Raw genomic sequence first — 19,961 nt, forward strand, 5'->3', positions numbered from 1 at the left:
CCTTCAAGGCAGGTTCGCCGCGCGCATTCTTGAAAAAGAAAAAGCCCGGCGAGAGCCGGGCTTTTCCATTATTCGGTCGAAACCGGAAAAGATTAGTTCTTTTCCTGCTTCTTCAGGGCTGCGCCGAGAATGTCGCCGAGCGAAGCGCCGGAGTCGGACGAACCGTACTGAGCGACAGCTTCCTTTTCTTCGGCGATTTCGAGCGCCTTGATCGAGACCTGCAGCTTGCGGGTCTTCTTGTCGAAGGCGATGACGCGGGCGTCAACCTTCTGACCGACCGTGAAGCGTTCCGGACGCTGTTCGTCGCGGTCACGCGACAGATCCGAACGCTTGATGAAGCTTTCCAGATCGTGGTCGACGAGACGGACTTCGAGGCCACCGTCGGTAACGGCGGTCACTTCGCAGGTCACAACGGCGTTCTTGCGCAGTTCGCCCGAAGCTGCTGCTTCACCGACCTTGTCGCCGGAAAGCTGCTTGATGCCGAGCGAGATGCGTTCCTTCTCGACGTCAACATCGAGAACGACAGCCTTGACGACTTCACCCTTGTTGTACTCTTCGATGACCTGTTCGCCCGGACGGTTCCAGTCGAGGTCGGAGAGGTGAACCATGCCGTCAACGTCGCCGTCGAGGCCGATGAACAGGCCGAATTCGGTCTTGTTCTTGACTTCGCCTTCAACAACGGTGCCGACAGGGTACTTCTGGGCAAAGGTCGTCCACGGATTGTCGAGGGTCTGCTTGAGGCCGAGCGAGATACGGCGCTTGACCGGATCAACTTCGAGCACAACGACTTCGACTTCCTGCGTGGTGGAGAGAATCTTGCCCGGATGGACATTCTTCTTGGTCCACGACATTTCGGAAACGTGGATGAGGCCTTCGATGCCCGGCTCGATTTCGACGAACGCACCGTAGTCGGTGATGTTCGTGACGGTGCCGGTGATCTTTTTGCCGATCGGGTACTTCGCGCCGATGCCATCCCAAGGATCGTTCTCGAGCTGCTTCATGCCGAGCGAGATACGATGGGTTTCCTGGTTGATGCGGATGATCTGCACCTTGACCGTCTGGCCGATGGTGAGGATTTCCGACGGATGGTTGACGCGGCGCCATGCCATGTCGGTGACGTGCAGCAGACCGTCGATGCCGCCGAGGTCGACGAACGCACCGTAGTCGGTGATGTTCTTGACGACGCCTTCAACGACCTGACCTTCTTCTAGGTTCTGGACGATTTCCGAACGCTGTTCCGCACGGCTTTCTTCAAGAACGGTACGGCGCGAGACAACGATGTTGCCGCGACGCTTGTCCATCTTGAGGATTTCGAACGGTTGCGGGACGTGCATGAGCGGGGTGACGTCGCGGATAGGACGGATGTCGACCTGCGAACGCGGCAGGAAGGCAACAGCGCCGTCGAGGTCGACGGTGAAACCACCCTTGACCTGATTGAAGATCACGCCGTCGACGCGCTCGCCATTGGCGAACTTCTGCTCGAGCTTGACCCAGCTTTCTTCACGGCGTGCTTTTTCGCGCGACAGAACAGCTTCGCCCAGCGCGTTTTCGATGCGCTCGACGTAGACTTCAACTTCGTCGCCCGGCTTCAGCGTGCCGTCTTTGCCCTTCGCGCCGAATTCCTTCAGCGGCACGCGGCCTTCGACCTTCAGACCGGCGTCGATGATCGCCATGTCCTTTTCAATGGCCACAATGCGGCCCTTGACGACATAACCTTCAGCAAGGTCGTTCGTGGCAAAGGATTCCGCCAGCAGCGACTCGAAGTCTGCGAGGGTTGGATTGAATTCTGACATGAATACTCCTGGTGCATCCGGAAAATTCATCGGATGCAGCGCCGGGGGTTAGTGTTGCGTTATGCCCGACCTCGGCCCCGTCTTTGCAGACAACCGGCGCGTGGAACGCGAAGTCAGGCTTTTCAGTATGAGTGCAGCCTATATAGGTCCGAACTCGGGATAATCCAGCTTTTCAGGGCACAATGACGCCCGGAAGCACGAAAACTTGCCGGATATCATCCCCGATGCTGCGCCAAAGCGTGATCGATCAGCTTTTTTGCGGCCAGAAATGCCGCTTCTATACTCATTTCGCTCGTATCAAGCAAGTGCGCGTCTTCCGCAGGCTTCAAAGGAGAATCGATGCGGTTCGTGTCGCGCTCGTCGCGCTTCTTGAGATCGGCAAGGATTTCTCCAAGGTCGGCCTTCTCGCCGCGCGCCACGATCTCTTCATAGCGGCGCTCGGCGCGCACTTCCGGCGAGGCCGTGACAAAGAGCTTTATGGCTGCATCGGGACAGACGACGGTGCCGATATCGCGCCCGTCCAGCACGCTTGAGGGCAGGGCATTGGCGAAATTGCGCTGCGCTTCGACGAGCGCCCTCCTGACCTTCGGCATGACGGCGACCTTGGAGGCCGCCTCGCCGATGGTGTGGGCGGAAAGGACGGCCTTGTCCATCTCGCGCAGGTCGAGATCGCGTGCTGCCTCAGCCGCCACCGCCTCGTCGTCGAGCGGCAGGCCCTTGTCGAGAAGCGCTTTGGCGACGGCGCGATAGGTCAGTCCCGTATCCAGATGCGGCATGCCGTAGTGAATGGCGATGCGCCGGGCAAGGGTTCCCTTGCCCGAGGCAGCCGGTCCGTCGATAGCGACGATAAACGGCATCATCACGCGCCGTTCAGCTCGATCTTCGCGCCCAGTCCCGGCATCATGTCCATGAATTCGGGGAAGGACGTGGCGATCATGTTGCTGTCGTCCACCGTCACCGGCTTTTCCGATGCAAGGCCCATCACGAGGAAGCTCATCGCGATGCGGTGATCGAGATGGGTTGCGACCGTGCCGCCGCCCAGTCCCTTGCCGTCAGGGCGGCCGCGGACCGTCAGCGACATTTCGCCTTCGGTGCAATCGACGCCATTGGCTTCAAGGCCGCGCGCGACCGCCGCCAGGCGATCGGATTCCTTGACGCGCAGTTCATCGAGCCCGTCCATCACGGTTTCGCCTTCCGCGAAGGAGGCGGCAATCGCGAGAACAGGATATTCATCGATCATCGACGGTGCGCGTTCCGGCGGCACGACGACGCCCTTGAGTTTCGAGGCTTTTACGCGCAGGTCGGCAACGTCCTCGCCGCCGGCAAGGCGAGCGTTGAGGACTTCAATGTCTGCTCCCATTTCCTGCAGCGTCAGGATCAGGCCGGTGCGGGTCGGGTTCATCAGCACGTTGCGGATGGTGACGTCCGAACCTTCGACCAGAAGGGCCGCGACAAGCGGAAAGGCGGTCGATGACGGGTCGCCCGGCACGTCGATGGTCTGGCCGACAAGCTTGCCCTGTCCGACGATCCGGATATGGCGCACGCCATCCTTGTCGGTTTCAACCGAAAGATCGGCGCCAAAACCCTGCAGCATCTTTTCGGTATGGTCGCGGGTCATGACCGGCTCGATGACGGTGGTGACGCCCGGCGTGTTGAGGCCGGCGAGCAGCACGGCGGATTTCACCTGCGCGGATGCCATCGGCACGCGATAGGTGATCGGATTGGCCGTCTTCGGGCCGATCAGCGTCAGCGGCATGCGGTCGCCTTCGGCTGCTTCCACCTGAACGCCCATTTCGCGCAGCGGGTTCAGCACGCGGCCCATCGGACGCTTCGACAGCGAAGCGTCGCCGATAAAGGAGGTTTTCATGTCATAGGTGCCGACAAGGCCCATGGTCAGGCGCGCGCCAGTTCCGGCATTGCCGAAATCGAGCGGCGCTTCGGGCTGCAGCAGGCAGCCATTGCCGACGCCGTTGATGATCCAGACATCGCCCTCTTTACGGATTTTCGCGCCCATGGACTGCATGGCGCGGCCCGTATTGATGACGTCCTCTCCTTCCAGAAGGCCGGTGATGCGGGTTTCACCCGACGCAAGACCGCCGAACATGAAGGAACGATGCGAGATGGACTTGTCGCCCGGAATGCGGATTTCGCCGACCAGCGCCTCCGAGCGGCGGGCGGTTGCTGGTTTCGGGGAAGCAGAATGGGACATGGATTTTCACAGTCACATTTTTGGCGCGATCGCGCGCCGGGATTGAGAGATAAGCGGGGCTTCCCTAGCATAGGAAAAAGCCGGGGTCATCCGCGAATACGCGGCGCGAACGACACGGAGCCGGAAGAGTCTGCATATGCGCGTGCGTTTGGCTTTGACAAACGCGCCAAATTGCGTTTATGCACCGGACAACACTATAAACGCGCTCAAGTCTTGCCCTTGCCATATGGCTCAGCGAACAGCATGGTGATGGGCTATATGCTTCGAGGGCATCCCGGCGCGGTTTTATGAATTTGTGTCCCCGTGTGAATTAACGAGGCTAAACGTGGCAAAAGCTGAACTTGGTACCAAGCGTATCGACCCGGAAACGGGCAAGAAATTTTACGATCTCAATCGTGATCCGATCGTTTCGCCTTACACCGGCATTTCCTACCCGCGTTCCTATTTCGACTCCACGCTTGAAAGCCGCGTCGTCGAAGAGGAAACCGAGGAGGAAGAACTGGATACGGCGCTGGAAAAGCCGGAGTTCGTCTCGCTTGAAGATGCCGACGACGAAACCAAGGGCAGCGGTGACGATCTGCCGGATATCGACGACGACGATGTCGATCTGGGCGATGACGATGACGACACCTTCCTGGAAGAAGAGGAAGACGAGGACGACGATATGTCGGGCATTCTCGGCGGTGGCGTCGGCGGCGACGACGAAGAAGGCTGATCCATTCAGCCGGTCAGGATATTGTGTTTTTGCGAGGCGGCCTTCGGGTCGCCTCGTTTCGTTTGGGCGCGTCTCGCACGGGAGGCCGCCGCGATCTGTGAATTATTTTTGGCAGATGTGGAAAGAGTTGCGATTTAGCTCTTGATCTTCTCGCGAACGCCATTTAATAAGCCGCCACACCGGGCAGCAAGTGCTGCCTGATGCGCCTCGAAAGAGGTCTGATGGGGCCATAGCTCAGCTGGGAGAGCGCCTGCATGGCATGCAGGAGGTCAGCGGTTCGATCCCGCTTGGCTCCACCAAATTTTCCTTCACAATAAGCCAAACACACCGGTTTGATCGACCGGCCTGTCATCGGACAATGCTTGAATGAGCTCTGTTTGTTTCCGTGACGGAAACGATCCCGGCGACATTCGACCGGCTTTCCCCGATGGCCATGCTCGACAACTCCCAAAAAGTTGGTAAGTAGAGTTTTGTCGAAGTAATTCAGCATGGCTATTTTGAATGAGCAGGCTTCCTGATTTCGATGGACTGCGGTTTCTATTGTGTATCGGAATCGCCGTCTTTCATTTTTCTTTCCGCATTCCGGTGAAGAGTGAAATATTGAATGAAGTTATATTAGCCTTCTCTTATTTTACCGATATCTTCTTCATTGTTTCCGGGCTCTTTCTGGCAAGACGGCGAAATTATATCTGGAACTGGCCCGATTATGCAGCCTTCATCGGAAAGCGGCTGGCGCGGATCTATCCGCTGCATGTGCTTGCCTTTTCGTGTTTCGCGCTGCTGTCCGCCCTCACCGCAGCGGGAATCCTGCGTCCTCTGGGCAATCCCAGCACAAGCTGGAGCGACGGGCTGACCCAGCTTCTTCTGGTCCACAATTGGGGACTGGGCCGCACGTCCTCCTACAATTATGTCAGCTGGTCGCTGAGTGCCCTTTTCGCCATGTATCTGGCCTTTCCGCTGTTCGACATGTTGTGCAGGCGGTTCGGAAGCTGGGTGCTTGTCGGGGTAATCATTGCCGCCATCGGCGGTGAATATCTGGCGCAGAAGCTTGGCGTATTGTCGCTCACCCGCATACAAATCTCCAATGTGGGGGTGTTCCGGACCTTACCATCCTTCCTCTTCGGGATGTGGCTCGCCCGGCGGGAACATCCGGTCATGCCCCGCGCGGTCGTCAAGGCATTGCTTGCCGTCTGCCTCGCCCTGTTCCTGTTCTGCCACCCGGAAAACGGGCCGGGCGAACCTAACACGCTGGAAGGTCCGTTGCGGCTGGCATTCGTCTATGCGAGCGTTTATGTGCTCTATCTCGCATCCAGCCAGGGCATCCATACGCCGCTGCAATGGCGCGTGCTGACGAAGCTCTCCCGTTACAGCTTCGGTATCTTCATTCTGCATCCGCTGGTCGGGATGCTGTTTTTCCGAATAGTGCCGGAACGATGGAGCGAGACGACTGCGGGCGCGGTTCTGGTCATCGGCGGCGCTGCTGTTGCCAGTGTTCTGACCGCAGCTGCCGCCTATCACCTGTTCGAGAATCCTCTGCACCGCTGGCTGGTGAAGAGGATAGATGGCTGGGTTGGCAGGTCGCAAGGCATGAGCGGGCCTGCTGAATCGACACAAGGCGGCCTGCCTGTCTCCCGATAGGCAGGCAACGCTCCCGCCTGGTCAGGCGGTGCGCGTCGTGCCGCTATCCTGCCGCATCAGGTATAGCGATGCGCCGACGATCAGGGCGGCTCCCGGCCAGAAGTTGATGCCGGGCGTGGCGGCAAAAACGATCCAGCCGAAAATCACATTGATCGGCAGTCTCAGGTCGTCGAAGGGCTGCAGATAAACAGCGTCCGCGATCGAATAGGCTGCGATCTGGAAATATTGCGCCAGCGCGGTGAAAGCGCCGATCACGATCAATATCGACCAGATTTCGATACCCGGTGCGGTGATTGTCGACATGCTGAGGCCCGACGCCAGCCAGAGCGCCGCATTGATGGGCGTGAGCAGCACCAGCATATAGGCCGAGATACTGGCGGGCTTTTCAAAACGGGTCAGATATTTGGTCATCACCGAATAGCCTGCCCAGAGCGCTGCGGCGAGGACCGGCAGCAGTGAATAGACCGTATAGGAATCCGACCACGGCGCGATGATGATCAATGCTCCGACAAACCCGGTGAATGTAGTGACCAAACGCGCCAGCGTGACCTTTTCCCGCAGAAACAGCCGCGCGCACAGAATGACGAAGAACGGCGATGTCATGGACAGGGCAACCACCTGCCAGATCGGCACATGGGCGAGCGCGTAAATCCAGACCTGCACGCCAGCAGCGGCCAGCGCGACGCGCATGACGTGAAAGCCGAGGCGGCTGGTGCGCAAGGCCCGCGCGCCATCGCGGATGAGCAGGGGCAATGTCAGCACCAGGGCGATCACATATTGCCAGAAGGCGATGATGACGGATGGAATGCCGGTCCGCGTTCCAGCCCATTGGGTGGCGACATTGACTGCGGCATAGGCCGAACAGGCCGCGACCATCAGCGCTGCGCCGCGCACGGTCGGTTTCAAAGTTGGGGCAGAGGCAAGTTGGCTCAACGGTTTCTTCCCTTTTTTAAGCCTGTTACCTCAGGGTACGGGAAGAAAAGCTGCACGACGAAGACGGCAAGCCGTCCAGCCGGGCATGATTCCAACCTCGTTCTCTCTCATCCGGACTATGACCGTCGGCTTCGGAATTGCACCGAATCTGCTGACCCTGACACGTCTGCCGTGTCAGGCGCTCGCGGGCTTCGGGTGTTTCACCCGTTACCGCCGGTGGGGAATTTCACCCCGCCCTGAGAACTGGATATTTCTTTTGCACCGAATGGCATGAAGTCGCGTCCGGCGCTCGCGATAAATAGGCCGCGTTTTTTCGCAAGGCAAGATGCATATGCCCGGGGAAGCTGAATCGATACCATGCGGCATTCGCAGTCGGGTGCGGGCGGCGAGCGTTTGACGCTCGCCTGATCGCCATGCCATGGAAAAGCATGGACGTATCCGCAACTCTCTTCTAGAAATCCGTAACGGGGTTGCCCGAAGAGGCCGGCTCCGCATGGTTCTGGGAGGAATGATGAGCACCAACGCAGTCCCCACGCAGTTTTCGCACGATCATCCGCTGTGGCAGCCGGATGCCCGGCGTATTGCCGGCAGCAATCTGGAGCAATTCCGCATTCGCGCCGAACAGCGGTCGGGCCTCAGCCTGCCGGACTATGTGGCGCTGCATCGCTGGTCTGTCGAGGATCGTGCGGGGTTCTGGACGCTCATCTGGGATTTCTGCGAGGTCATCGGCGAACGCGGCGGCAAGGCACTGGTTGATCAAGGCCACATGCGTGCGGCAAAATTCTTCCCCGAAGCAAGGCTCAATTTCGCGGAAAACCTGCTGCGGCGCAAAGGCCGTGAGGACGCAATCGTCTTTCGCGGCGAAGACAAGGTCGAGCGCCGTCTGACATGGGACGATCTTCATGCGCTGGTGTCGAAGCTGCAGCAATTCATGCTGGCGGAGGGCGTGGAGCCCGGCGACCGCGTGGCGGGCATGATGCCCAATATGCCGGAAGCGGTTGCGCTGATGCTGGCCGCTTCATCGATCGGCGCGGTCTGGTCCTCATGCTCGCCGGATTTCGGCGTCCAGGGCGTGCTCGACCGCTTCGGTCAGATCGAGCCGAAGCTGTTCTTCGCCTGCGATGGCTACTGGTATAACGGCAAGCGCATCGACGTGGCCGACAAGGTTGCCGAAGTAACCGCAAAACTGCCGGGGCTGAAACGCGCGGTCATCGTCACCTATCTGGGCGAGGCGGAAGCGGTCGCCAACAAGGCTGAAAAGGGTGTTGCACTCGATGCGGCGCTTGCTCCATTTGCTGCAAAGCCGGTGGCGTTTACGCGGCTTCCCTTCGATCATCCGCTCTATATCCTGTTTTCCTCCGGCACGACTGGCATCCCGAAATGTATCGTGCATCGGGCGGGCGGCGTGCTGTTGCAGCATCTGAAAGAACACCGCCTCCATGCGGATTTGCGCGAGGATGACCGCTTCTTCTATTTCACCACCTGCGGCTGGATGATGTGGAATTGGCTGGCGTCGGGCATTGCATCGGGTGCAACGCTGCTGCTCTATGACGGTTCGCCCTTCTATCCCGATGGCAATGTACTGTTCGACTATGCGCAGGCCGAAGGCATGACCTATTTCGGCACCTCGGCAAAATTCATCGATGCCGTGCTGAAGGCCGGGCTGAAACCCGGTGAGACGCATGATCTGTCGGCGCTGCGCACCGTTTCTTCGACCGGATCGCCGCTATCGCCGGAAGGCTTTGCCTTCGTCTATGAAGCAATCAAGCAGGACGTGCATTTGGCCTCCATTTCCGGCGGTACGGATATTGTCTCCTGCTTCGTGCTGGGCGTGCCGACCGAGCCGGTATGGCAGGGCGAAATTCAGGGCGCGGGGCTTGGCATGGCCGTCGATGTCTGGAACGACGATGGCAGGCCGGTACGGGGCGAAAAGGGGGAACTGGTCTGCACGAAGGCATTTCCGTGCATGCCGCTGCAATTCTGGAACGACCCGGACGATGCGAAATATCAGGCCGCCTATTTCGAGCGTTTCGACAATATCTGGTGCCATGGCGATTTCGCCGAATGGACCGAACATGACGGCATCGTCATTCATGGCCGTTCGGATGCAACGCTGAACCCCGGCGGCGTGCGCATCGGTACGGCGGAGATCTACAATCAGGTCGAGCAGATGCCGGAGGTCGCAGAGGCGCTGTGCATCGGGCAGGATTGGGACAAGGACGTGCGGGTTGTGCTGTTCGTGCGGCTTGCCGGAGGTGCCGCGCTGGACGACGATCTCAAGGCGCGCATCAAGGCGAAAATCCGTACCGGCGCCACACCGCGTCACGTTCCGGCGAAGATTGTTGCGGTTGCGGATATTCCGCGCACCAAGTCGGGAAAGATCGTGGAATTGGCCGTGCGCGACATCGTGCATGGACGCGAGGTGAAGAACCGCGAGGCGCTGGCCAATCCGGAAGCGCTGGAGCTTTATCGCGACATTGCCGAGCTGCAGCAGGACTGATTGAGCGCCGGATAACGGGCGCAACAAAATTTCGTTATCCGGCAATAAATAGCCACAGAACGCCACGCAACCCCATTGCCTATTTGACCGCCACGGGACACTCTGCCTTCAACATAAGCCATCTTGCAAAGGATGGTCGCCGGGCAGAACTTGTGGAGGACGAGTATGTTTGCATCGGGTATAAACTTCGGTCTTGGCGAGGAGATCGAAGCCCTTCGCGATACGGTGCGCCGTTTTGCGGAAAGCCGCATTGCGCCGCTGGCCGCCGAGACCGACCGCAACAACGCATTTCCCATGCATCTGTGGCGTGAACTGGGTGAGCTTGGCGTGCTCGGCATTACCGCGCCCGAAGACTATGGCGGCGCTGGCATGGGCTATCTTGCCCATTGCATCGCGATGGAAGAAATCAGCCGCGCTTCTGCCTCCATCGGCCTCAGCTATGGCGCCCATTCCAATCTCTGCGTCAACCAGATCACCCGCAACGGCTCGCCCGCGCAACGCGAAAAATATCTGCCGAAGCTCATTTCCGGCGAGCATGTCGGCGCGCTCGCCATGTCCGAGCCGGGGGCGGGTTCCGACGTCGTTTCGATGAAGCTTCATGCCCAAAAGCAGGGCGACCGCTATATCCTCAACGGCAACAAGATGTGGATCACCAACGGTCCCGACGCCGATGTGCTGGTTGTCTATGCCAAGACTGATCCCTCGGCAGGCCCGCGCGGGATCAGCGCCTTCCTCATCGAAAAAGGCTTCAAGGGCTTTTCGACCGCGCAAAAGCTCGACAAGCTTGGCATGCGCGGTTCCAACACCTGCGAACTGGTGTTCGAGGATTGCGAAGTTCCCGCCGAAAACCTGATGGGAACCGAGGGCAAGGGCGTCAATGTGCTGATGTCGGGCCTCGATTATGAGCGCGTGGTGCTGGCGGGCGGGCCGCTCGGCATCATGGCGGCGTGTCTCGATGTCGTCGTGCCCTATGTGCATGAGCGCAAGCAGTTCGACCAGCCGATCGGCGAGTTCCAGCTCATGCAGGGCAAGCTTGCCGACATGTATGTGCTGTTCAACGCTTCCCGCGCTTATGTCTATGCCGTGGCAGCAAGCTGCGACCGGGGCGAGACGACGCGCAAGGATGCGGCGGGCTGCATTCTCTATGCGGCGGAAAACGCCACGCAGATGGCGCTTCAGGCGATACAGGCGCTGGGCGGCAATGGCTATATCAACGATTACCCGACCGGACGCCTGCTCCGCGATGCCAAGCTTTATGAAATCGGCGCGGGCACTTCGGAAATAAGGCGGATGCTGATCGGGCGGGAACTCTTTCAGGAGACCCGTTGATGGCGGTTCTCAAATCGGAAATTTCCACCCGCAGCGCCAGCTTCGAGGCCAACCGCAAGGCGATGCTGGCGGCAATCGACGTGGTGGCGGAAGCCGCGCGCACTGCGATTGATGGCGGTGGCGAGAAGGCGCGGGAACGCCATGTTTCACGCGGAAAACTGCTGCCGCGTGAGCGCGTCGCGCAATTGCTGGACCCCGGGTCCCCCTTTCTCGAAGTCGGGCTGACGGCGGCGCATGGCATGTATGACGGGGCGGCTCCTTCGGCTGGCATCATCACCGGCATAGGGCGCGTCTCGGGCCGCGACTGCATGATCGTCTGCAACGACGCGACGGTGAAGGGCGGCACCTATTATCCGGTGACGGTGAAAAAGCATCTGCGCGCGCAGGAGATCGCTGGCGAAAACCGTCTGCCCTGCATCTATCTGGTCGATTCCGGCGGGGCCAACCTGCCCAATCAGGACGAGGTTTTCCCGGATCGCGATCATTTCGGGCGCATTTTTTATAATCAGGCGCAGATGTCGGCGGCAGGCATTCCACAGGTCGCGGTCGTCATGGGGTCATGCACGGCAGGGGGTGCCTACGTGCCCGCCATGAGCGACGAAACGGTGATCGTGCGGGGGCAGGGCACCATCTTTCTGGCTGGCCCGCCATTGGTGAAAGCCGCGACCGGCGAAGTGGTGAGCGCTGAAGATCTCGGCGGCGGCGATGTGCACACAAGGCTTTCCGGCGTCGCCGATCATCTGGCCAATGACGATGCCCATGCCTTGCAAATCGCCCGCGCCATTGCCGCCAATCTCAACAGCGAGAAGCGCGGCTTCATTTCGCGTGGGGATGGCGCTGCCCCGCTCTACGACCCGGAGGAAATTCTGGGTATCGTTTCCGCCGATACGCGCATTCCCTATGATGTGCGCGAGGTGATTGCGCGCCTCGTCGATGGCTCTGATTTCGATGAGTTCAAGGCGCGGTTCGGCACCACTCTGGTCTGCGGTTTTGCCAGTATCTATGGCATGCCGGTTGGCATCATTGCCAATAATGGCGTGCTGTTTTCCGAAGCAGCGCTCAAGGGAGCGCATTTCATCGAGCTTTGCTGCCAGCGCAATATTCCGCTGGTGTTCTTGCAGAACATCACCGGCTTCATGGTCGGGCGCAAATATGAGGCCGAAGGCATCGCCAAGCACGGCGCCAAGCTGGTGACGGCGGTGGCGACCGCCAATGTGCCGAAAATCACCATGCTGATCGGTGCATCCTATGGCGCGGGCAATTACGGCATGGCCGGGCGGGCCTATTCGCCGCGCTTTCTGTGGACATGGCCGAACAGCCGCATCGCCGTGATGGGCGGCGAGCAGGCGGCAGGCGTGCTGGCGACCGTCAAGCGCGACGGGATCGAGCGCACAGGCGGCACATGGTCGGCGGAAGAGGAAGCGGAGTTCAAGCGCCCGACGCTCGAAATGTTCGAGCGCCAGAGCCACCCGCTCTATGCCTCGGCGCGGCTTTGGGATGACGGCATCGTCGATCCGCGCAAGAGCCGCGAAGTGCTGGGCCTGTCGCTTTCCGTCACGCTCAACGCACCGGTTGAGCCGACCCGTTTCGGCATTTTCAGAATGTAGGAAGACAATCAGATGTTCAAAAAGATACTGATTGCCAATCGCGGAGAAATTGCCTGCCGGGTCATTCGCACGGCGCGGAAACTGGGCGTCGCCACGGTCGCGATTTATTCCGATGCCGACGCTCATGCGCTGCATGTGGAGATGGCGGACGAGGCGGTGCGGGTCGGCCCCGCCATTTCCGCGCAAAGCTATCTGAATGTCGAAGCGATCATCAGGGCCGCGAAGGAAACCGGCGCTGAGGCCATCCATCCGGGCTATGGATTCCTGTCCGAAAATGCCGGTTTCGTGGATGCGGTCGAGGCGGCGGGCTTAGTCTTCATCGGTCCATCGGCCAACGCCATTCGCGCCATGGGGCTGAAGGATGCTGCCAAGGCGCTGATGGAAAAGGCAGGCGTGCCGGTCGTGCCGGGCTATCACGGGGATAATCAGGATGCAGGTTTTCTCAAAAGCGAGGCGGAGAAAATCGGCTATCCCGTGCTGATCAAGGCCCGCGCTGGCGGCGGCGGCAAGGGCATGCGCCGAGTCGATCAGGCAAGCGATTTTGCGGCGGCACTCGACAGCGCGCGCCGCGAGGCGGAAGCCTCTTTTGGCGACAGCGCCGTATTGGTCGAAAAATACATGGCGAAGCCGCGCCACATCGAGGTGCAGGTCTTTGGCGACAATCATGGCAACGCGGTGCATCTGTTCGAGCGCGATTGCTCGTTGCAGCGCCGCCATCAGAAGGTGATCGAGGAGGCGCCCGCGCCCGGCATGACGCGGGAGATGCGCGCCGCCATGGGCGAGGCGGCGGTCAGGGCCGCGCTCGCCATCGGCTATTGCGGCGCTGGCACGGTGGAATTCATCGCCGATGTGTCGGAGGGGCTCAGGCCCGACCGCTTCTTCTTCATGGAAATGAACACGCGCCTGCAAGTGGAGCATCCGGTGACGGAAGCCATCACCGGGCTTGATCTGGTGGAATGGCAGTTGCGTGTTGCTTCCGGTGAGGCGCTGCCGAAACGTCAGGACGAACTTTCCATAAATGGCTGGGCGTTCGAGGCGCGGCTTTATGCGGAAGACCCGGTGCGCGATTTCCTGCCTGCCACCGGCAAGCTCGCGCTCTTTGACCCGCCTGAAAATGCGCGTGTCGATTCCGGTGTACGAACCGGCGACACGATCACGCCGTTTTACGATCCGATGATCGCAAAGATCATCGCCCATGGCGCAACGCGCGATGAAGCGCTGAACCGGCTCGATGCGGCGCTTGGCAAGACCCGTATCGCCGGGCTTGTCACCAACCGCCAGTTCCTGTCGGCGCTCTGCAATCTCACAGGCTTTCGTGAGGGCGATGTCGATACCGGGCTGATCGGGCGAGAGACGGCAGCGCTTTTCACCGACGAGCAGCCTTCGGATATTGCCTTTGCGCTGGCCACGCTCGGTGCGCTCGATCTTCTGGATGCGCCCCAAAACGGAGATACTCAAGACGATCCATGGACAAGCCTGCGCGGCTTCCGCCTCTGGGGCGAGGCATCGCGCTCGGTCCTGATCGAGCATCACGGCGAGCGCCGCACGGTCAGCTTCGCGGCCAGAGGTGGCGGGCATTTCGGCTTTGCTTTCGGCGTCATTGAAATCCGTGCCCATGAAAACGGGCTGGTTCGCTTCGCCCTCGATGGCCGCGTGTCGGAGGCATCGGTCTCGCGCATCGGGCATGATGTGACGGTGCAACTCGAAGGCCGGGACACCATATTTCATCATGTACAGTCGATAGGCGCGGAAGAGGATGGCTCGAGCGAAAGCCGCATCCTGTCGCCAATGCCGGGACTGATACGGCTGGTTTCCGTGGTTGAAGGTGCGAGCGTCTCCAGGGGCGATCCGCTGGTGACGATGGAAGCGATGAAGATGGAGCTTTCGCTGACCGCGCCGCGAGACGGCAAGGTTTCGTCCGTGACGGTCGCGGCAGGCGATCAGGTCAGCGAAGGGGCGCTGCTGGTGGAACTGGAGGAAGAACATGGCTGAACACGTGGAAATCGTCGAAATGGCAGCGCGTGATGGCCTGCAGAATGAAAAGCGTTTTGTGCCGACCGCCGACAAGATCGCGCTGATCGACCGCCTGTCCGATTGCGGCTATGCCCGCATCGAGGCGACCAGCTTCGTCAGCCCCAAATGGGTGCCGCAACTGGCCGATGGCCGGGAAGTCATGGCCGGTATCCGCCGCGCCGACAGCGTGCGTTATTCGGCGCTCGTGCCCAATATGAAGGGCTATGAAGCCGCTGCTGCCGCCAATGTCGATGAGATTGCGGTGTTCATTTCCGCCTCGGAAGGCTTTTCCAAGGCCAATATCAACTGCACGATTGCCGAGAGCATCGAGCGCCTGTCTCCGGTCATCGGTGCCGCGATCAACGATGGTCTGGCCATTCGCGGCTATGTGAGTTGCGTGGTCGAGTGCCCCTATGACGGGCCGGTGGCCCCGCAGGCGGTTGCCGATGTGACCGAACAGCTTTTCTCGCTTGGTTGTCACGAGGTCAGCCTTGGCGACACCATCGGGCGCGGCACGCCGGACAAGGTTGCCGCCATGCTCGATGCGGTGCTGGCCATCGCACCGGCGCACAGCCTTGCCGGTCATTATCACGACACGGGCGGCCGCGCACTCGACAATATACGTGTCAGTCTGGAGAAGGGCCTGCGCGTGTTCGATGCTTCGGTCGGCGGTCTTGGCGGCTGTCCCTTCGCGCCGGGGGCGAAAGGCAATGTCGATACGGTTCTTGTCGCTGAAATGCTGCATGATCTTGGTTTTGAAACCGGGCTGGATATCCAGAAACTGAAATCGGCGGCGCTTTTCGCGCAAGCGCTACGTCGGGATAAAGCCGCCTAGGAGCAATTATGAGCGCCTTCGAAACCCTGCAAATCGCATTGGACCAACGCGGCGTGGCGACACTGACGCTGAACCGGCCCGAACAGCATAATGCGTTGTCCGGCCGGATGATCGACGAGCTGACGACGGCGGCGCTGCATCTGGCGGATGATCCCGGCATACGCATCGTGGTCCTGACCGGCGCGGGCGCGAGCTTTTGCGCGGGCGGCGATCTTGGCTGGATGCGCGAGCAGGTCAATGCCACGCGCACGCAACGCATTGAGGAAGCGCGCAAGCTTGCCCTCATGCTGAAAGCACTGCGCGACCTACCGAAACCTCTGATTGGGCGCATCAACGGGCAGGCCTATGGCGGCGGCGTCGGCCTCATCAGCGTGTGCGATGCGGCGATTGGCGTTTCCGGCGCGCGTTTCGGTCTGACGGAGACAAAACTCGGACTGATACCCGCCACCATCAGCCCTTATGTGGTGGCGCGCATCGGGCAAGCGCAGGCATTGCGCACATTCACATCCGCCCGCCTGTTCGATGCCGAGGAGGGACGGCGCATCGGGCTGCTGCATGATGTGGTCGAGGCGGAGCGTCTCGATGCGGCGGTGGAGGCGGAGATCAAACCCTATTTTTCCACCGCGCCCGCCGCCGTCGCCGCTTCCAAGCGGCTGGTTCACGCGCTCGGCGCGCCGATAAACGAGGCGGTGATCGACATGACGCTCACCCGCCTTGCCGATACATGGGAAACACCGGAGGCCGCGGAAGGGATCGCGGCCTTTTTTGCGAAGCGATTGCCGACATGGAAAAAGGAGGGAGAAACGAATTAGGAGGAGGCGGTTTTTCGTTGTAGTTGCGGGTACTTGGCGCTTGCAATCGAAAGCCGGAAATGCATTCTTATTACATCATGAAAGCGCGCTCCCGGTCTGGAGCATGATTCCGAAAGGGCGGATGCAGTTTCGGATAACATTATGGCTCTGGCCTCTTCGAGGCGGCGGTGCGGTGTGCTTTTGAAGCGCATCCCGAAAAGTGTGAAACGGTTTTCGGGTAAGATGCGCATTGATGCATATGATTTGGAGCGTCTGGCGCTCTAAATCGACCCTTTGAGATCATGTGATGAACAAAAGGGAGGGCCCGGCAATTCGGCAGCGCAGATGCGCTGAGATTTGACCGGCATGGGTTGTCTCGGGGCCGTCGGAGGACGCTGCCCCACCAAAGGAGAAAAAGAATGAACCTGAAACTTCTGTCCAGCGTGGCTTTCGCAGCTACACTCGGCTTTGCCAGCGCCGCTTATGCAGACATCACCATCGGCGTCGTTGCACCGCTGACGGGTCCTGTCGCCGCTTTCGGTGACCAGGTGAAGAAGGGTGCGGAAACCGCCGTTGAAGTCATCAACAAGGCTGGCGGCATCAAGGGCGAGAAAGTCGTTCTGAAATTCGCCGACGATGCCGGTGAGCCCAAGCAGGGCGTTTCCGCTGCCAACCAGATCGTCGGCGACGGCATCAAGTTCGTCGTCGGCCCGGTTACGACCGGCGTCGCCATTCCGGTTTCCGACGTCTTCTCGGAAAACGGCGTCCTGATGGTCACGCCGACCGCCACCGGCCCGGACCTGACCGCGCGCAATCTGGAAAACGTGTTCCGCACCTGCGGCCGCGACGACCAGCAGGCCGAAGTCATGGCCGATTACGTCCTGAAGAACATGAAGGACAAGAAGGTCGCCGTGATCCACGACAAGGGCGCCTATGGCAAGGGTCTGGCTGACGCTTTCAAGGCCGCGCTCAACAAGGGCGGTGTCACGGAAGTGCATTACGATTCCGTCACGCCGGGCGACAAGGATTTCTCCGCGCTCGTCACCAAGCTGAAGTCTGCCGGTGCAGAAGTGGTCTATTTCGGCGGCTACCATGCCGAAGGCGGTCTCCTGTCGCGCCAGCTGCACGATGCCGGTCTCCAGGCTCTGGTTCTCGGCGGTGAAGGCCTGTCCAACACCGAATATTGGGCAATCGGCGGCACCAACGCACAGGGCACGCTCTTCACCAACGCCAAGGATGCCACCAAGAACCCGGCTTCCAAGGATGCCATCGAGGCTCTGAAGGCCAAGAACATCCCGGCTGAAGCCTTCACCATGAACGCCTATGCCGCCGTTGAAGTCATCAAGGCTGGCATCGAACGCGCCGGCTCGACCGATGACTCGGCAGCCGTCGCCAAGGCACTGCATGACGGCCAGCCGATCGAAACGGCTATCGGCACGCTGACCTACGGCGCAAGCGGCGACCTCAGCTCGCCGAGCTTTGACATCTTCAAGTGGGACGGCGGCAAGATCGTCGGCCTCGAATAAGATCGTCGCCTCAAAGAGAGCGCATCCCGAAAAGTGTGAAACGGTTTTCGGATAAGATGCGCGGTTCAAATAAACAGAAAACGCCGGGGTTTGGCCCCGGCGTTTTGCGTTCGTGGAGAAAGAAATCGTCAGGAGCCGGTATAGCCGAGTTCCGCCTCGATAGCCTCGAATGTCCTTTCCATGGCGTAGGTGGGGCTCAGCGGAAAGCCGAAATGCCCGTAGGCGATGGACAGCTGCCCTTCGGCCTCGCTTTCGCTGCCCTTGGCGATTGCCGCCACATAGAGCGCCGCGGCGAGACCTGTGCGGTCGGCGCCGGATCTGCAATGGATGAGCACCGGCTTTTCCGCATTCTGCATCAGGGAGATCAGCTGTCTGGTCTGCGCGGGGTTGAGTTCCTTGCTGGATGACATCGCAAAATCGGTGTGGCTGATGCCCAGCGTCTTCGCAGCCGCAATCTCGTCGTCGTACCATTTCGATCCCGGTTCCGCGCCGCGCAGATTGATGATCGTCCTGATGCCGTAAAGCTTCTGCAACGAAGCGATGCGCGCCGGGTCGGGCTGGTTGGAGCGGTAGGCCTGTCCGTCGATAATGGCGTGGACATTGCCCTTATAATGCAGCGTGAAGAGATATCCCCCCATGACGCTCCCGCCAATGAGCAGTCCGAGCCCGGCAAGCCGGGCGCAACGGAAGAACCAATCGACATATTTCCGAAAGAACGACATGCACACCTCATCTGAAGGAAATCACATCATGAAATAAAGTGGGTGCAAAATTTTTGCTTGGCTTTGGCGCCAAATATACTAAGATTTAGACTTAATCTTGTCCAGATAAGTAAGAATTTCCTCTTTCTGTTTAAGTTGTTTTTTAATTAGAGACCCGTGTGGGTAATTTTGTGAACAAGCGTCTGTCTGGTTTGTGAGGTCGGTGGAACAGCTGGTTTTTCGCGGCTTAAGCTTCGGTTAACCATGACTGTTTAATCTGCGACCCTGTGCTGGGGCAGTTAGCGGAGCAGGTTTATGCAGCGCTACAGATTTGACGATAAAAGAATTCTGATCGAGGCGATTGTTGAGCTACTCAACCGGGGCCTGGAGCCCGACGAACTCGATCTCGTGCTGAGCCGGATCGGTCCGGTCGATCTCGATTTGATGCGGCAATGCCTGATCGAGGTGTGGAACTACAATCATCCGGAACTGGCCGAAGCGCCGATGGCGGCCTGAAGGCAAGTTCAGAGAGGGTGCAGAACCTCAGGCATCGGACCGCGGAAGCAGGACCGAAGCGGACAGAAGGCGCGATCGGGCGCCCGCGTGAGAATACGGCAGTTGCAGGCAACGGTTTGGGGCCGTAACTGCCGGGGCAGGGCCGGGGTTGAGCCGGTTTTGGAGCAATCTGGCCGCTGCCCGCAATGTCATATTCCTGAAACGCAGGCGGGTTATACCCATATGCGTATCGGGAATTCACTTGGGATCGTGACCACGGATGTACTGGCGCAACTCAGGTGAAAGCGGAAGGTCGGGTTCAGCCCGGCCTTTTTCGTTTCCAGGGTACTGGCGCTGCTGTCCGGCGGCGGGAAGCATTTTCCCCACCCCAAAAACCGTCTATGAAGGGTGTTGCCTGCCGCCATTTCCGTCCCTAGCGATTTTGGGGCAGGCCCTTGTTTTCAATCACGGAAGCGCTTCATGATACGTCACATCGTTCTCATCAAATTCCGGCCCGACCTCGCAGCCGCGCAGATCGAAGAAAGGTTGCAATCGGTCGTCGCGCTCAAGGGCAAGATAGACGGCATCCTGTCCATCACGGCTGGCGAAAACAACAGTCCTGAAAATCTTGAAAAGGGATTCCGGCACGGCTTCGTCGTGGATTTTGCGGATAGCGCGGCACGGGACGCGTACCTTCCGCATCCCGAGCACGCGAAGGTCGGCAAAAGCCTCGTTGAAGCAGCCGAGGGCGGCATCGAAGGGGTACTGGTTTTCGACTACGCGATCTGAGCACCGGTTCCAAAAGTCGCCATGCCGGTCTGCAAATGGTGCTTTTCTGCGTTCCGGTGCTCACGTATGTTTAAGTACGCTCCGCTC

At 59.8% G+C, this 19,961-nt stretch carries 16 protein-coding genes, 1 tRNA gene and 1 riboswitch; of the genes, 12 read left to right on the forward strand and 5 right to left on the reverse strand.

The annotated features are described in order from the left end of the window. Window positions 1-92 precede the first annotated feature (92 nt). From rpsA to aroA, 3 genes are all read right to left on the reverse strand, one after another. Window positions 93-1,793, reverse strand: coding sequence for a 30S ribosomal protein S1 (gene rpsA, locus J9800_RS19585; protein WP_112588570.1), 1,701 nt, complete (start codon window positions 1,791-1,793; stop codon window positions 93-95). 215 nt (window positions 1,794-2,008) lie between these two features. Next, window positions 2,009-2,650 (reverse strand): (d)CMP kinase, encoded by a 642-nt coding sequence (gene cmk / locus J9800_RS19590; protein WP_114214642.1) that lies wholly within the window; start codon window positions 2,648-2,650, stop codon window positions 2,009-2,011. A 2-nt stretch (window positions 2,651-2,652) separates the two neighbouring features. Next, window positions 2,653-4,002 (reverse strand): 3-phosphoshikimate 1-carboxyvinyltransferase, encoded by a 1,350-nt coding sequence (gene aroA / locus J9800_RS19595; RefSeq protein WP_114214379.1) that lies wholly within the window; start codon window positions 4,000-4,002, stop codon window positions 2,653-2,655. A 325-nt stretch (window positions 4,003-4,327) separates the two neighbouring features. On the opposite strand from aroA, the gene J9800_RS19600 reads away from it, so the two are divergent. The 3 genes from J9800_RS19600 to J9800_RS19610 all read left to right on the forward strand — a co-directional run bounded on the left by J9800_RS19600 (window position 4,328) and on the right by J9800_RS19610 (window position 6,355). Then, window positions 4,328-4,717 (forward strand): TIGR02300 family protein, encoded by a 390-nt coding sequence (locus J9800_RS19600; protein WP_112588577.1) that lies wholly within the window; start codon window positions 4,328-4,330, stop codon window positions 4,715-4,717. 223 nt (window positions 4,718-4,940) lie between these two features. Continuing rightward, window positions 4,941-5,016, forward strand: a tRNA-Ala gene (locus J9800_RS19605). A 202-nt stretch (window positions 5,017-5,218) separates the two neighbouring features. After that, window positions 5,219-6,355, forward strand: coding sequence for an acyltransferase family protein (locus J9800_RS19610; protein WP_114214378.1), 1,137 nt, complete (start codon window positions 5,219-5,221; stop codon window positions 6,353-6,355). Window positions 6,356-6,376: 21 nt separating this feature from the next. Here J9800_RS19610 and J9800_RS19615 read toward each other — a convergent pair whose 3' ends face one another. After that, window positions 6,377-7,288 (reverse strand): DMT family transporter, encoded by a 912-nt coding sequence (locus J9800_RS19615; protein WP_286167378.1) that lies wholly within the window; start codon window positions 7,286-7,288, stop codon window positions 6,377-6,379. A 95-nt stretch (window positions 7,289-7,383) separates the two neighbouring features. Then, a riboswitch (FMN riboswitch) is annotated at window positions 7,384-7,536 on the reverse strand. A gap of 263 nt (window positions 7,537-7,799) precedes the next feature. On the opposite strand from J9800_RS19615, the gene J9800_RS19620 reads away from it, so the two are divergent. The 7 genes from J9800_RS19620 (at window position 7,800) to J9800_RS19650 (ending at window position 17,889) form a co-directional block, all read left to right on the forward strand. Next, window positions 7,800-9,788, forward strand: a complete 1,989-nt coding sequence (locus J9800_RS19620) for an acetoacetate--CoA ligase (RefSeq protein ID WP_114214377.1) — start codon at window positions 7,800-7,802, stop codon at window positions 9,786-9,788. Window positions 9,789-9,953: 165 nt separating this feature from the next. Then, complete coding sequence (locus J9800_RS19625) at window positions 9,954-11,117, forward strand: isovaleryl-CoA dehydrogenase (RefSeq protein WP_114214376.1); 1,164 nt, start codon at window positions 9,954-9,956, stop codon at window positions 11,115-11,117. Continuing rightward, a complete protein-coding gene (locus J9800_RS19630) occupies window positions 11,117-12,724 on the forward strand; it encodes a carboxyl transferase domain-containing protein (RefSeq protein ID WP_114214375.1) in 1,608 nt (535 codons plus the stop codon). Before J9800_RS19625 ends, J9800_RS19630 begins: the two co-directional genes overlap by 1 nt. A 12-nt stretch (window positions 12,725-12,736) precedes the next feature. Further along, window positions 12,737-14,716 (forward strand): acetyl/propionyl/methylcrotonyl-CoA carboxylase subunit alpha, encoded by a 1,980-nt coding sequence (locus J9800_RS19635; RefSeq protein ID WP_114214374.1) that lies wholly within the window; start codon window positions 12,737-12,739, stop codon window positions 14,714-14,716. Continuing rightward, window positions 14,709-15,572, forward strand: a complete 864-nt coding sequence (locus J9800_RS19640) for a hydroxymethylglutaryl-CoA lyase (protein ID WP_114214373.1) — start codon at window positions 14,709-14,711, stop codon at window positions 15,570-15,572. The genes J9800_RS19635 and J9800_RS19640 overlap by 8 nt, the downstream gene beginning before the upstream one ends. An 8-nt stretch (window positions 15,573-15,580) precedes the next feature. Then, the gene (locus J9800_RS19645) at window positions 15,581-16,384 is read left to right on the forward strand and encodes a crotonase/enoyl-CoA hydratase family protein (RefSeq protein WP_114214372.1); all 804 of its coding nucleotides are present in this window, start codon (window positions 15,581-15,583) and stop codon (window positions 16,382-16,384) included. 398 nt (window positions 16,385-16,782) lie between these two features. After that, on the forward strand, window positions 16,783-17,889 hold the full coding sequence (locus J9800_RS19650; RefSeq protein WP_114214371.1) for a branched-chain amino acid ABC transporter substrate-binding protein: 1,107 nt from the start codon (window positions 16,783-16,785) through the stop codon (window positions 17,887-17,889). 128 nt (window positions 17,890-18,017) lie between these two features. Here the strand turns inward: J9800_RS19650 and J9800_RS19655 are convergent, their stop codons facing one another. Continuing rightward, entirely contained in the window at window positions 18,018-18,611 is a 594-nt protein-coding gene (locus tag J9800_RS19655) for a tyrosine-protein phosphatase (protein WP_114214370.1), read from the reverse strand. A gap of 294 nt (window positions 18,612-18,905) precedes the next feature. On the opposite strand from J9800_RS19655, the gene J9800_RS19660 reads away from it, so the two are divergent. Both J9800_RS19660 and J9800_RS19665 read left to right on the forward strand, forming a co-directional pair. After that, window positions 18,906-19,106, forward strand: coding sequence for a hypothetical protein (locus J9800_RS19660; protein ID WP_210845913.1), 201 nt, complete (start codon window positions 18,906-18,908; stop codon window positions 19,104-19,106). A gap of 459 nt (window positions 19,107-19,565) precedes the next feature. After that, entirely contained in the window at window positions 19,566-19,874 is a 309-nt protein-coding gene (locus tag J9800_RS19665; RefSeq protein WP_114214369.1) for a Dabb family protein, read from the forward strand. Window positions 19,875-19,961 lie beyond the last annotated feature (87 nt).

The organism is Ochrobactrum sp. AP1BH01-1, from assembly GCF_018066705.1.
In the GTDB taxonomy this organism is placed as follows: Bacteria; Pseudomonadota; Alphaproteobacteria; order Rhizobiales; family Rhizobiaceae; genus Brucella.